At 69.5% G+C, this 12,182-nt stretch carries 13 protein-coding genes and 1 riboswitch; of the genes, 6 read left to right on the top strand and 7 right to left on the bottom strand.

The genetic code is table 11. From position 1 onward, the window contains the following. Window positions 1–31: 31 nt before the first annotated feature. Both GGR24_RS09875 and GGR24_RS09870 read right to left on the bottom strand, forming a co-directional pair. Window positions 32–298 carry a YARHG domain-containing protein gene (locus tag GGR24_RS09875; protein ID WP_183395155.1) on the bottom strand — a complete coding sequence of 89 codons (267 nt, stop codon included), beginning with the start codon at window positions 296–298 and terminating at the stop codon, window positions 32–34. A gap of 509 nt (window positions 299–807) precedes the next feature. After that, complete coding sequence (locus tag GGR24_RS09870) at window positions 808–1,914, bottom strand: oxidoreductase (protein WP_183395154.1); 1,107 nt, start codon at window positions 1,912–1,914, stop codon at window positions 808–810. Window positions 1,915–2,133: 219 nt separating this feature from the next. On the opposite strand from GGR24_RS09870, the gene GGR24_RS09865 reads away from it, so the two are divergent. Continuing rightward, entirely contained in the window at window positions 2,134–2,349 is a 216-nt protein-coding gene (locus GGR24_RS09865; protein ID WP_183395153.1) for a dodecin, read from the top strand. A 4-nt stretch (window positions 2,350–2,353) separates the two neighbouring features. Here the strand turns inward: GGR24_RS09865 and GGR24_RS09860 are convergent, their stop codons facing one another. Further along, window positions 2,354–3,829 carry a protein adenylyltransferase SelO gene (locus GGR24_RS09860; protein WP_183395152.1) on the bottom strand — a complete coding sequence of 492 codons (1,476 nt, stop codon included), beginning with the start codon at window positions 3,827–3,829 and terminating at the stop codon, window positions 2,354–2,356. A 164-nt stretch (window positions 3,830–3,993) separates the two neighbouring features. Here GGR24_RS09860 and GGR24_RS09855 point away from each other — a divergent pair, with 164 nt between their 5' ends. Further along, a complete protein-coding gene (locus GGR24_RS09855; RefSeq protein ID WP_183395151.1) occupies window positions 3,994–4,683 on the top strand; it encodes a hypothetical protein in 690 nt (229 codons plus the stop codon). Continuing rightward, window positions 4,680–5,126 carry an MEKHLA domain-containing protein gene (locus tag GGR24_RS09850; RefSeq protein ID WP_183395150.1) on the top strand — a complete coding sequence of 149 codons (447 nt, stop codon included), beginning with the start codon at window positions 4,680–4,682 and terminating at the stop codon, window positions 5,124–5,126. The genes GGR24_RS09855 and GGR24_RS09850 overlap by 4 nt, the downstream gene beginning before the upstream one ends. A 12-nt stretch (window positions 5,127–5,138) precedes the next feature. Here GGR24_RS09850 and GGR24_RS09845 read toward each other — a convergent pair whose 3' ends face one another. After that, complete coding sequence (locus tag GGR24_RS09845) at window positions 5,139–5,618, bottom strand: NUDIX hydrolase (RefSeq protein ID WP_183395149.1); 480 nt, start codon at window positions 5,616–5,618, stop codon at window positions 5,139–5,141. Between the two features lie 269 nt (window positions 5,619–5,887). On the opposite strand from GGR24_RS09845, the gene gdhA reads away from it, so the two are divergent. Beyond that, entirely contained in the window at window positions 5,888–7,237 is a 1,350-nt protein-coding gene (gene gdhA / locus GGR24_RS09840) for an NADP-specific glutamate dehydrogenase (protein WP_183395232.1), read from the top strand. Between the two features lie 74 nt (window positions 7,238–7,311). On the opposite strand, the gene GGR24_RS09835 is transcribed toward gdhA, so the two are convergent. Then, window positions 7,312–8,415: a 2'-deoxycytidine 5'-triphosphate deaminase gene (locus GGR24_RS09835; RefSeq protein WP_281375328.1), complete on the bottom strand. Its 1,104-nt coding sequence runs from the start codon at window positions 8,413–8,415 to the stop codon at window positions 7,312–7,314. Between the two features lie 77 nt (window positions 8,416–8,492). Then, a riboswitch (SAM riboswitch) is annotated at window positions 8,493–8,572 on the top strand. Between the two features lie 45 nt (window positions 8,573–8,617). Between GGR24_RS09835 and GGR24_RS09830 the strand changes: the two genes are divergently transcribed. After that, window positions 8,618–9,817 carry an O-succinylhomoserine sulfhydrylase gene (locus tag GGR24_RS09830; protein WP_183395148.1) on the top strand — a complete coding sequence of 400 codons (1,200 nt, stop codon included), beginning with the start codon at window positions 8,618–8,620 and terminating at the stop codon, window positions 9,815–9,817. A 100-nt stretch (window positions 9,818–9,917) separates the two neighbouring features. Further along, window positions 9,918–10,109 (top strand): hypothetical protein, encoded by a 192-nt coding sequence (locus GGR24_RS09825; RefSeq protein WP_183395147.1) that lies wholly within the window; start codon window positions 9,918–9,920, stop codon window positions 10,107–10,109. A gap of 5 nt (window positions 10,110–10,114) precedes the next feature. Here GGR24_RS09825 and GGR24_RS09820 read toward each other — a convergent pair whose 3' ends face one another. Next, window positions 10,115–10,990 carry a type 1 glutamine amidotransferase gene (locus GGR24_RS09820; protein ID WP_183395146.1) on the bottom strand — a complete coding sequence of 292 codons (876 nt, stop codon included), beginning with the start codon at window positions 10,988–10,990 and terminating at the stop codon, window positions 10,115–10,117. A 3-nt stretch (window positions 10,991–10,993) separates the two neighbouring features. After that, on the bottom strand, window positions 10,994–12,169 hold the full coding sequence (locus GGR24_RS09815) for an iron-containing alcohol dehydrogenase (RefSeq protein ID WP_183395145.1): 1,176 nt from the start codon (window positions 12,167–12,169) through the stop codon (window positions 10,994–10,996). Window positions 12,170–12,182: the final 13 nt, after the last annotated feature.

The following is a 12,182-nucleotide window of genomic DNA, read 5'->3' as shown; positions in this document are numbered from 1 at the left end:
GTTCAAAGTCGGACGAGCGTGGAGCGGGCGCTCAGCGGGGGCAGGAATTGGCGCGTTCCTGCGCCTGGATCTCGGCGATCTTCTTGCGGTCGCGCGCTGAAAGCGGCACGTCCTCGATGTTGTTGTAGCGGCAGCCCTCGTTGTAGCCGAAGGCTCGGATCGCGCGGTCCGTCTTGAAGCAATAGCCGGCTTCGAAATAGACCGCGTTACGCTCGCCCCAGAGTTCGTCGCAGGGAAAGCGCGCATAAGCGGGCGACGCCAGAAGCACAGCCGAAAAGGCGATCAACAAACGCAGCATTCCAAGCCCCTGATGAACGTTTCGGCCGAGGCCTGATTGTTGTTGTGGATCACTCGGGGCCGCGTTGCGCCCGCCGCTTCTTGTCACCGGATCCATCCGCGGCAAGGCGGAGCGGGCGATCCTTCGCGGTGACTGAAGAGACCAGGCATGCACGGGCGACCGTCGACCCAAGCGGCGAATCGAGCGCCTTCCTGAAGGCGCCGGGCGCGCTGTCGACCCGCCGCAGCATGCGCCGGGCGAACAACCGCGACCGGAAGACATCGAAACATCAGGGAGACCCGAAAGACGCCTTGTTGATCTTGGCGTTCCCACGAACATCTATACACAACATGAATGCTGAGCAGGCAAACAATTTGCGATAAATCGTTACAAACGTTTTCGTTGTAAGTATTATTGCGTAAGCCGAGCCATAGCCGGGCGAGCAGCCCTGCGCGATCATGACATCACGGACAGCGCGGCAGGCGCCCCCGATCGGCTCGTACGCGTTTCAAAGTCCCGCTGCAGGCGCCTCAGCTCCGGGCGAACAGACCCCTGAACTGGGACGGCTGGCAGCGCAGATACTGATTCGGCGCGCGGACCTGGCCGCCGAGCGCGGCGGCGGCGTGCCAGGGCCAGCGGGGGTCGTAGAGCACCGTGCGGGCGAGCGCGATCAGGTCCGCGTCGCCCGAGCCCACGATCGCTTCGGCCTGCTCGAAGCCGGTGATCAGCCCGACGGCGATCACCGGGATCGACGCCTGCGCCTTCACGGCGCGCGCCAGCGGAACCTGGTAGCTCGGGCCGACCGGAATGCGTTGCGCCGGATGCAGGCCGCCGCTCGACACGTGCACGGCGGCGCAGCCGTGCTGTTCGAGAAGCTTCGCAAACGCCGCCGTCTGCTCGGCGTCCCATCCGCCCTCGACCCAGTCGGTCCCCGAGAGCCGCATGGTGACGGGGCGGTCTGCGGGGAAGGCGGCGCGCACCGCGTCGAACACCTCGAGCGGGAACCGCATCCGGTTCTCCAGCGAGCCGCCATACTCGTCTTCGCGCCGGTTCGAGAGCGGCGAGAGGAACTGGTGGATCAGATAGCCATGGGCGCCGTGAACCTGGACGGCGTCGAGCCCGAGCCTGCCCGCGCGCTTCGCGGCCGCCGCGAAGGCGTCCCGCACCCGATCGAGACCCGCGCGGTCCAACGCCTGCGGCGCCGCCTCGCCTTCCGCGAACGGCATGGCGGACGGCGCCACGGTGCGCCAGCCATGCGGATCGGACGGGGCGATCTGGGCGCCGCCCTTCCACGGAACTTCGGTCGACGCCTTGCGTCCGGCATGCCCGAGCTGGATCGCGATCGGCATGTCCGACCAGCGCCGCACGCCTTCCAGCGTCCGCCCCATCGCGGCCTCGGTCGCGTCGTCCCACAGGCCGACGTCCGCATAGGTGATCCGCCCTTCGGGCAGCACGGCCGTCGCCTCGATGGTGAGCAGCGCCGCGCCCGAAAGCGCGAGCTGGCCGAGATGGATCAGGTGCCAGTCGTTCATGCGCCCGTCCTCGGCCGAATACTGGCACATCGGCGCGATCACGATCCGGTTCGTGAGCTCGAGACCGCCGATGCGGGTCGGGGTGAAAAGAACGGGATGGGACACTGAGGATCTCTGTCTGGGCGCGGTGGGCCGCGGCTGGCTGGGTCCGGGAACGCCGGATGCGTTGCGCGTGCGCTTCCTCAAGCCGGATCGGCGGCGGTCTGTTCCCCTCCGGCTCGAGCGTCGGCCGTGCGCCGACCCCGAATGAACCCTCGGGCGGGTCAGGAGTTAGCAGGCTGAGGCGCAGCGCCGCCTGACATCAACCTTGCCCGAGGAGCCCGAATGTCCAAGCACACCTACAAGGTCATCGAACTCGTCGGCTCATCGCCGGACTCGATCGAGGACGCCATCAGGAGCGCGATCGCGGACGCCTCCCGGACGATCCGTCACATCGGCTGGTTCGAGGTCGTGGAGACGCGCGGCCATGTCGAGAACGGCCAGGTGGCGCATTTCCAGGTCGCGTTGAAGATCGGCTTCACGATCGACCACGACGACTAGGGCGTCACGTCCCGCAGAAAGTCCGATAGCCCTGCGCCGGCGGCGGCGCGTCGTAGAAGGCCCGGTGCTCCGGCCTCTCCTCGAACGGCGTCGTCACCGCGTCCAGCAGCGCCTCGAAGACCGAGAAGTCCCGTCGTTCCACCGCCGCTTCGATCGCCGCCTCGACGAGATGATTGCGCGGGATCAGCGCAGGATTGACGCGGCGCATCGCGGCTTCCCGCGCGGCGCCGTCGCCGCCCTCTTCGGCGAGCCGTTGGCGCCAACGCGACGCCCATCCGTCATAGGCGCTCGGATCCCCGAACAGGAGGCGCAGCGCGGTGTCGGCCTCGACGTTCCGCGCCGCCCCGCACAGGCCCCGGAAGGCAAGCGTGAAGTCGGCCCGGTTCGCCGCCATCAGGTCGAGCAGGTCCTGCGCGAGAGCGGCATCGCCCGCGCGCGTCTCGAAAAGGCCGAGCTTGGCCCTGAGACCATCCACATAGGCGTCGTTGAACGTCTGCGGAAAGGACGCCAGCGCCTCGCGCGCGAGCGCCACCGCCTGCTCCTGATCGGGCGCCAGGAGCGGCAGCAGGGACTCCGCGAAGCGCGTGAGATTCCAGTGGGCGATCATGGGCTGGTTGCCGTAGGCGTAGCGGCCATGCTCGTCGATCGAGCTGAAAACGGTCGCCGGATCATAGGCGTCCATGAAGGCGCACGGCCCATAGTCGATCGTCTCGCCGGCGACCGACATGTTGTCGGTGTTCATGACGCCGTGGATGAAGCCGACCAGCAGCCATCGCGCCACGAGGCGCGCCTGCCGCCCGATCACCTCCTCCAGCAGGGCCCGATAGGGCGCCGCAGCGCTGGCGGCGCCCGGGTAATGCCGCGCGATGACATGATCCGCGAGCGTCCGCAGGCCCTCCACGTCGCCCCGCGCGGCGAAGAACTGGAACGTCCCGACCCGGATGTGGCTCTTGGCGACGCGCGTCAGCACCGCGCCAGGCAGCGGCCGCTCGCGCGCCACGGTCTCGCCGGTCGTGACCGCGGCGAGCGCCCGCGTCGTCGGAACCCCCAGGGCGGCCATCGCCTCGCTGACGAGATATTCGCGCAGCACCGGTCCGAGCGCGGCGCGGCCGTCGCCGTTCCGCGAGAACGGGGTGCGGCCCGAGCCCTTCAGCTGGACGTCGCGCCGCGCGCCGTCGCGGCCGATCACCTCGCCGAGCAGGATCGCGCGTCCGTCGCCGAGCCTCGGCACGAAAGAGCCGAACTGGTGCCCCGCATAGGCGGTCGCGATCGGCTCGGCCCCCTCCGGAACGGCGTTGCCGGAGAGCGCGTCGATCCCTGCCGGCGTGGCGAGCGCCCGCGCGTCGATCCGCAACTCGTCCGCCAGAGTATGGTTCAGCTTGATGAGTTGCGGGGCCCGAGCGGGGGCGGGGTTCACCTTCGCATAGAATGAAGGCGGCAGCCGAACATAGCTGTTGTCGAACGGTATTGCGGCGGTCATCGGCGCTTTCAGCGTGGTGCGGGTCTGATTAGGTGGTTCGCAAGGCCTTGTTGCGAAAGTGCGGCGGAGGAAAATCGTTCGACTGTCGCGGCGGCCGACGATGCTCCTGCGTAACGCGCTTCGAGCGGTGAGCGAACGATCAACATGGATCAGCGGAGCAAGCCATGACCCGTCTCACCACCACGGCCGCCGGCGTGTTCGCCATCGCGCTCGGGGCGCTCGGCTCGCCCGCTTCCGCCGAAGGCCCGGTCTGGCGCGGCGATTACGTGGGAAGGCTGGAGGCTTTCGCGCTGCTGCAGCAGCTCAACGCGGACCTGCTGAGCCATGACAGCGCGACGTTGACGCTCGATCGCTGGTGCGCGGCTCATCAACTCGCCTCGCCGGCCAAGATCGTCGCTGAGCTCGACCGCGCCGAGGCCAAGCCGCCGAGCGAGGAGCAGCGCCGCCTGCTGCAGGTCGGCGCCGACGAGCGCGTCGTCTACCGGCATGTCCGGCTCAAATGCGGCGAGCGCGTCCTTTCCGAAGCCGAGAACTGGTATGTGCCGTCGCGGCTCACGCCCGAGATGAACACGGCGCTCGAGACGAGCGACGTCGCCTTCGGGCGCGCGGTTCGCCCGCTCGATTTCCGCCGCCGCACCCTGTCGGCGAAGCTCGCCTGGTCGCCGCTGCCCGATGGCTGGGAGCGGGGCGCGCGCGCGCCCGCCGAGGACGAGTTGCGGCCGCCGCGCACGGTCATCGAGCATCGCGCCGTGCTCACTTTGCCGAACGGCATGCCGTTCAGCGCCGTGGTCGAGAACTACACGGCGGAAGTCCTCGCCTTCCGCGAGCCGGACCGTTCCGAGGTCGGGCGTTGACGGATCTGCGCCACGACCGCGGCTTCTTCGAAATCCTCTGCGCAAGCCACGCCTTGTTCGCAGGTCGCGCCCTCGCGCCGGAGGGCGCCGACGCAGCATGGCTCTACGAGAGCGCGCCCTACGCTGTCCTGGCGCATGACGCCGGCGCGGACCCGCGCTTCGTCTACGCCAACAGGACGGCGCAGCGCTGCTTCGGCTATTCGTGGGAGGAGTTCATCGGGCTGCCCTCGCGCCTCTCCGCGGAAGCGCCGGAACGGTCGGCCCGCCAGGCGCTGCTGGACGCCGTCGCGCGCGATGGCTTCGCGGCCGGCTATCGCGGCGTCAGGGTGACGAAGTCGGGCCATCGCTTCTGGATCGAGGACGGCGTGGTGTGGCGGCTGGTCGGGCGCGACGGCGCGCCGGCCGGACAGGCCGCGACGTTCTCGGCCTGGCGCGACGCCTGACAGAGGCCGAATTCAGCCAGCGCCCCCCGCCGTTCCTTCCAGCGTCCGCTCCAGCCGGTCGATCAGCTCCGCCTGTGCGGTCAGCAGCTTCTCCCGCGCAACCTCCGGCGCGAACCATTCCGCCCGGTCGACCTCCGGAAAGGACTGCATCCTTCCGCTTCGCGGCGGCCATTCCATCGCGAAGGTGTTGCTGCGCATCGTCGCCACGTCGAAGTCGCCCTCCGCCGCAAAGGCGTGCACCCGCCTGCCGCCGCGCTGGACGATCGTCCCGAGCGGGACGAGCGGCCCTGCGGGCGCGGCGCCGAGTTCCTCTGCGAACTCCCGCAGCGCGGCGGCTTCCGGGTCCTCTCCGGCGAGAAGCTCGCCTTTCGGAATCGACCAGGCGCCGAGATCCTTGCGCCGCCAGAATGGGCCGCCCGGATGCGCCAGCAGCACGAGAAGCGCTCCGGCCTCGTGTCTGAAGAGCAGCAGACCGGCGCTCTCGACAGTCATCAGCGCTCCTTGAACGGGTGATGCTGACGAAACCCCTGGCCCGCGACATCACCTCGTTGAGGTGACCCAGCCTAGCTGACGCGGGAGGGGAGTCGATCAGCGACGCCGGCGGGGAGCGCTCGCGGACGGCGGGCGGGCGGAGGGCCGGGAGACCGCAGAAAACAACGTTGCGTGATCAGCCTGCGCGCGGGCGGCGGCGGCTTCTGGCGTCCCCCGGACGATCTGGCTAAAAGCCCAAGTTTGCATCACCTGCTTAAAGCGAGGGCATCCTGTCCAATATCGACGAAAAGCTCGAGCCGATCCTGGCCGAGGTTCTGACCCGCAACGCCGGGGAAGCCGAATTCCATCAGGCGGTTCGGGAAGTGCTGGAGAGTCTGGGTCGGGTGGTCGCCAAACACCCGGACTACGCCGACGACGCGCTGATCGAGCGCATCTGCGAACCGGAGCGGCAGATCATCTTCCGGGTGCCATGGGTGGACGATCGTGGCCAGGTCCAGATCAACCGCGGCTTCCGGGTGCAGTTCAATTCGGCGCTCGGCCCCTACAAGGGCGGGATCCGGTTCCACCCCTCGGTGAATCTCGGCATCATCAAGTTCCTGGGCTTCGAGCAGACGTTCAAGAACGCGCTCACCGGCATGCCGATCGGCGGCGGCAAGGGCGGCTCGGACTTCAATCCGCGCGGCCGTTCCGACGGCGAGATCATGCGGTTCTGCCAGTCCTTCATGACCGAACTGCACCGGCACATCGGCGAATACACCGACGTGCCCGCGGGCGACATCGGCGTGGGCGGCCGGGAGATCGGCTACATGTTCGGCCAGCACAAGCGGCTGACCAATCGCTATGAGGCGGGCGTGCTGACCGGCAAGGGCCTCGTCTATGGCGGCTCGCAGGCGCGGCGCGAGGCGACCGGCTATGGGGCGGTCTACTTCGTCGAGAGCATGCTCGCGACCCGCAATGAAGGGCTGGAGGGCAAACGGGCGGTCGTCTCGGGGTCGGGCAACGTCGCGATCTACACGACGGAGAAGCTGCAGCAGCTCGGCGCGCGCGTGATCGCCTGCTCCGACTCCAACGGCTTCGTGCTGGACGAGGACGGCGTCGATCTCGCCCTGCTCAAGGAGGTCAAGGAGGTCCGGCGCGCCCGCATCTCCGAGTATGCGGAGCTGCGCGGCAAGCAGGCGCGCTATGTCGAAGGCGGCTCGATCTGGAGCGTGCCGTGCGACATCGCGATGCCCTCCGCCACCCAGAACGAGCTGACCGGCAAGGACGCCAAGACGCTGGTGGCCAACGGCGTGGTGGCGGTCGGCGAAGGCGCCAACATGCCGAGCACGCCCGAAGCCGTCCGCATCTTCCAGGCGGCTGGCATCCTCTACGCGCCTGGCAAGGCCGCCAACGCCGGCGGCGTCGCGACCTCGGCGCTCGAGATGCAGCAGAACGCCTCGCGTGACAGCTGGTCGTTCGAGCAGACGGAGGCGCGCCTCGCCACCATCATGCGCGGCATCCACGACCGCTGCGCCGAGACGGCGGAAGAGTATGGCGCGCCCGGCGACTACGTGCTCGGGGCGAACGTCGCGGGCTTCGTCCGCGTGGCGGAGGCGATGCGCGCGCTCGGCGTCATCTGAGCCCAGGGCGTCCCGGTGCGGCCGGGGCGCCCGCCATGTCCTGGCGACGCGGCGGTCCGCCGCTGCGTTGCCGGTCAGGCCAGGCGGAAGTGTTTCGAGAGCTTCAGCTTCTGGCCCTGATAGTTCGAGGCGCCGAGCTCGCCATAGAGCGCGCGAGGCCGCTCCAGCATCCGCTCATAGACCAGGCGTCCGACCGTCTGGCCATGCTCCAGGATGAACGGCACCTCGTGGCTGCGGACCTCGAGCACGGCGCGCGCGCCGGCGCCCCGCGCCTCGGCGTGGCCAAAGCCGGGATCGAAGAAGCCGGCGTAATGCACGCGGAATTCGCCCACGAGCGGGTCGAAGGGCGTCATCTCGGCGGCGTGGTCCGGCGGCACCTGGACGGCCTCCCGCGAGGCCAGGATGTAGAACTGCCCGGGATCGAGCACGAGCCCGGAGCGGCCGGCGCGGATCGGCTCCCAGAAATCCTCCACCGCGTGCGCGCCGGGCGCGTCCACGTCCACCACGCCGGTGTGCCGCTTGCCCCTCCAGCCCACGAGCCCTTCGCCGTCGCCCTGAAGATCGACCGTGACCGCCACGCCGCCCTGCACGTCCGCCTGGTCGTCGTCGACGAGCCGCTCGCGGCTCTGGAGCGCCACGAGCTCGGCATCGGATAGCCGCGCCTCGCCGCGTCGGAGCCGGAGCTGGCTCAGCCGCGAGCCCGCGCGGACCAGGACCGGAAAGGTGCGCGGGGAAATCTCTGCGAAAAGCGGCCCGCGATAGCCCGACGGCACCTGGTCGAAGGCGCGCGCGCCGTCGGTGATGACGCGCGTGAACACGTCGAGCCGCCCGGTCGAGCTTTTCGGATTGGTGGCGGCGGCGACGTCGTCCGGAAGCGCAAGGCTCTCCATCAGCGGCGCGATGTAGACGCAGCCGGTCTCCAGCACGGCGCCGTCCGACAGGTCGATCGTGTGCAGACGGAAATCGACGAGGCGCTCCGAGACCGTGCGTCCCGCGCCGGGCAGGAAGCTCGCCCGCACGCGATGGACCACCGTGCCGAGCCTCAGGTCGAGGCTCGCCGGCTGGATCTGGTCAGGCGCCGCGGGACGGTCGAGCGCGATGGCGCCGTCCGTGATCAGCCGCTCGATCGCCTGGCTCGGCAGGATGCCGCCCAGCGGCGCGCCGTCTCCGTTCAGCAAACCGCAGTCCCCCGGGCCATCGTCCGGGTTCCTGTACGCGAACGAGACGTTGACGCCAAGCGCCGGCGGGCCTACGCAGGCGCAACCGTGGTTCTTTGGGCCGGCCGGCTTGCAGCCACGTTAAAACAACCAGCTAAAAGGCCGGACGCGCGTAGGCCGCATCGGGCGTCACGTGCGGCCCGGCGCCGTCCGAGGTCGCATCATGAGCCGCGAAAGACTCCCCACAGACCGCCCGCTGCGTCCCGCCACGCGGCTGATCCACGAGGGCGAGAGCCGCTCGACCTTCGGCGAGATGTCGGAGGCGCTCTACCTCACCTCCGGCTACGCCTACGACACGATGGAGGCGGCCGAAGCGCGCTTTGACGGCAGCGACCCCGGCTACATCTACTCGCGCTTCTCGAACCCGACGGTCTCGACCTTCGAGCGTCGCATGATGGCGCTGGAAGGCGCCGAGGCGGCGCGCGCGACCGCCAGCGGCATGGCGGCGGTGACGGCCGCGATGCTGTGCCAGGTGAAGGCCGGCGATCATGTGGTGGCGGCCAAGGCGCTGTTCGGCTCCTGCCGATACGTGGTCGAGGATCTGCTGCCGCGTTTCGGCGTCGCCTCGACGCTCGTCGACGGCGCCGATCTCGAACAGTGGCGCGCCGCCGCGCGGCCCGAGACCAAGGCGTTCTTCCTCGAGAGCCCGACCAATCCGACCCTCGAGGTCTACGACATCGAAGCGATCGCGAAGATCGCGCATCAGGCGGGCGCCCTGCTCGTGGTGGACAACGTGTTCGCGACCCCGGTGCTGCAGCGGCCGCTGAGCCTCGGCGCGGACGTCGTGGTCTATTCGGCGACCAAGCACATCGACGGCCAGGGCCGCACGCTGGGCGGCGTCGTGCTGTCCTCGGAAAAGTTCGTGACGGACCATCTGCAGACCTTCCTGCGGCAGACCGGCCCGTCGCTATCCCCGTTCAACGCCTGGGTCCTGGCCAAAGGCCTCGAGACGCTGGCGCTGCGGGTCGAGAAGATGCAGGCGAACGCCGCCGCGATCGCGGACCTTCTGGCCGATCATCCGAAGGTGAAGCGGCTGGTTTACTGCGGGCGCGACGACCACCCGCAGGCGGCGCTCGTGAAGAAGCAGATGGCCGGCGGCGGCACGCTGGTGGCGTTCACGCTCGACGGCAGCAAGGCCGAGGCGTTCCGGTTCGGCAACGCGCTGCGGATCGCCAAGATCTCCAACAACCTGGGCGACGCCAAGTCGATCCTGACGCATCCAGCGACCACGACGCACCAGCGGCTGTCCCCCGAGGCGCGCGCCGAGCTCGGCATCACGGACGCGATGCTGCGCCTCTCGGTCGGGCTCGAGGACCGCGACGATCTGCTCGAGGACGTCTCGATCGCGCTCAAGGCGGTGTGAGCGGAGCGCTCGGAAGCGCCCGCGCTTATCGACCGATCACCCCTCCAAAGAGCGGGGCCGGCGCCACACATAGCGGGCGTCGGCGAGGAGTGAACCGAGGATGAGAACCTTTCGGGTTTTTCCAGACCGGGAGTCGGAACCGGGCGAGGAACAACCGCGCGCTTTCGGGAGACGCGAGGAAGTCGCCAGGGCGCGCAAGAGCCAGAAGATCCGCCAGATCCAGACGGCGGGCGCGGCCGCGCTGCTCCTGGGCGCCGGCGCTCTGGCCGTCATGGTGATCAACGGGCTCTGAGCGGCTCAGGCGCGGCCGCGGGCGCTCGCGGTCCGCAGCACCTGGGACCTCAGCCAGTTGGTGAGCTCGGTCCTGCGGACCTTCGGGTCGAGCACTGACGGCGCGATCCCGAGCCGCCAAGCCACGTCCTTGCGCCCGGGCTCATCGTCGAGCGCGACAAGATCGGAGACGTAGCGGGCGGCCTCCTCCGGCTCGCGGAAGAAGCCCTCCTTGAGCATGACCGGCGTGTAGCGGGTCAGGATGCCGCCGAGCTCCGCGAAGGTGTATTCGGGGTGGAACTGGACGCCCCAGAACACGCCTTTGCCATGCCGGATCTCGGCCGCCTGCACCGCGCAGAGCTCGTTGGTCGCCGTCACGGTGGCGTTCGGCGGCAGCACCGCGACCTCGTCCGAATGGATCGCCGGCGCGTCGAACACCTCCGTGCGGTCCGCATGCAGAGGGTGGCCGCGGCCCGCGTCGGTGATGCGGATCGAGCGCGCGATGCCGATCTCGCGGCCCTGTGGGTTGAGCTTCACCTCGCCGCCCGCCGCCGCCGCCGCGACCTGCAGGCCCCAGCAGGAGCCGAAGAACGGCAGCCCCGACGCGTAGACGGCCCGCGCGAACTCCACCTGGGCGAGGGATTCCGGCTCCGCCTTCCAGAGATTGAGGCCCGACCCCGTGATGGCGACGCCGTCATAGCCGGCGAGGTCGCCGCCCGGCAGATTGGCGCCCTGGTCGGCCGGAAAGCAGATGTCGATCTCGGCGGCGACGCCAAGGTCCTCGGCCAGCATGGCAAGGACGTCCGCGTAGAACTGGCTCGGGGTCCGTCCGGAGACGGCGGCGTGCCGCTCGCGCATCTTGGGCGGATTGCCCTCCGCGACGAGCAGCCGGACAGGGCGCATCGCTCAGCCTCGCGCGGCGTCGAGATCGCCGCGGATGGCGGCGCGGAACAGCCGCGCGAAATCAGCGGCCTTGAAGGGCAGCGGGTTCCCGCCGGTGGAAGGATCGCGCTCGGCCTTTTCGGCGAGCTCGTCGATGCGGTCCTCGCCTACGCCGAGTTCGCCCAGCGCGTGCGGCACATGGAGCTCCTTCCGGAAGCGCAGCACCCACTCGATGAAGCCGTCGAAGCCGCCCGGGATCTCCAGCGAGCGCGCGAGATGGCCGAAGCGCTCCTCGATCGCCGGCCGGTTTGCGAGAAGCACATACGGCATCACCACGCCGTTGGTGAGACCATGATGGGTGTCGTAAAGGGCCCCCACCGGATGCGACATCGAGTGAATGGCGCCGAGCCCCTTCTGGAAGGCGGCGGCGCCCATCGAGGCGGCCGCCAGCATGTTGGAGCGCGCCTCGATGTCCGCCCCGTTGGCGACCGCGCGCGGCAGGTAGGTCTTCACGAGCCGCGCGCCGTTCGCCGCGATGCCGTCGGCCATCGGGTGGAAGCCCGGCGCCGAGAACGCCTCGAGGCAATGCGCCAGCGCGTCGAATCCGGTCCAGGCCGTCAGCTTGGGCGGCAGGCCGACCGTGAGCTCAGGGTCGGAGATCACCACCGCGGGCAGCAGCTTCGGGTGGAAGATGATCTTCTTCTCGTGGATCTCCTCATTGGTCACCACCGCGCCGCGTCCGACCTCGGAGCCCGTGCCCGCGGTCGTGGGGACCGCGACGATCGGCGCGATCCTGTCGGCGTCCGCGCGGGTCCACCAGTCGCCGATATCCTCGAAGTCCCAGACCGGACGGGTTTGTCCGACCATCAGGGCGACGAGCTTGCCCACGTCCAGCCCCGAGCCGCCGCCGAAGGCGATCACCCCGTCCGCGCCCGCCTCGCGGTAGGCTGCGACGCCCGCATCGACGTTTCCGCCGGTCGGGTTGCCCTTCACGTCCGAGAAGGTCGAGACGTGAAGCCCCGCGCCCGCGAGCCGCTCGAGCGCGCGGCGGGTGATGTCGGCGTCCTTCAGCCCCGCGTCGGTGACGAACAGAGGACGCTTGATCCCGGCCGTCGCGCAGGCGTCGGCGATCTCCGCGATCCGGCCGGGGCCGAACAGCACGCGGGTCGGGTAGTTCCAGGAAGCTGTGAAGCCGGTCATCGCTGCTGTCTCT

The sequence above is a fragment of the Hansschlegelia beijingensis genome, assembly GCF_014196425.1.
Lineage (GTDB): Bacteria > Pseudomonadota > Alphaproteobacteria > Rhizobiales > Methylopilaceae > Methylopila > Methylopila beijingensis.
The sequence above is the reverse complement of the archived record's forward strand: the minus strand, read 5'-3'. Positions and strand labels throughout refer to the sequence as shown.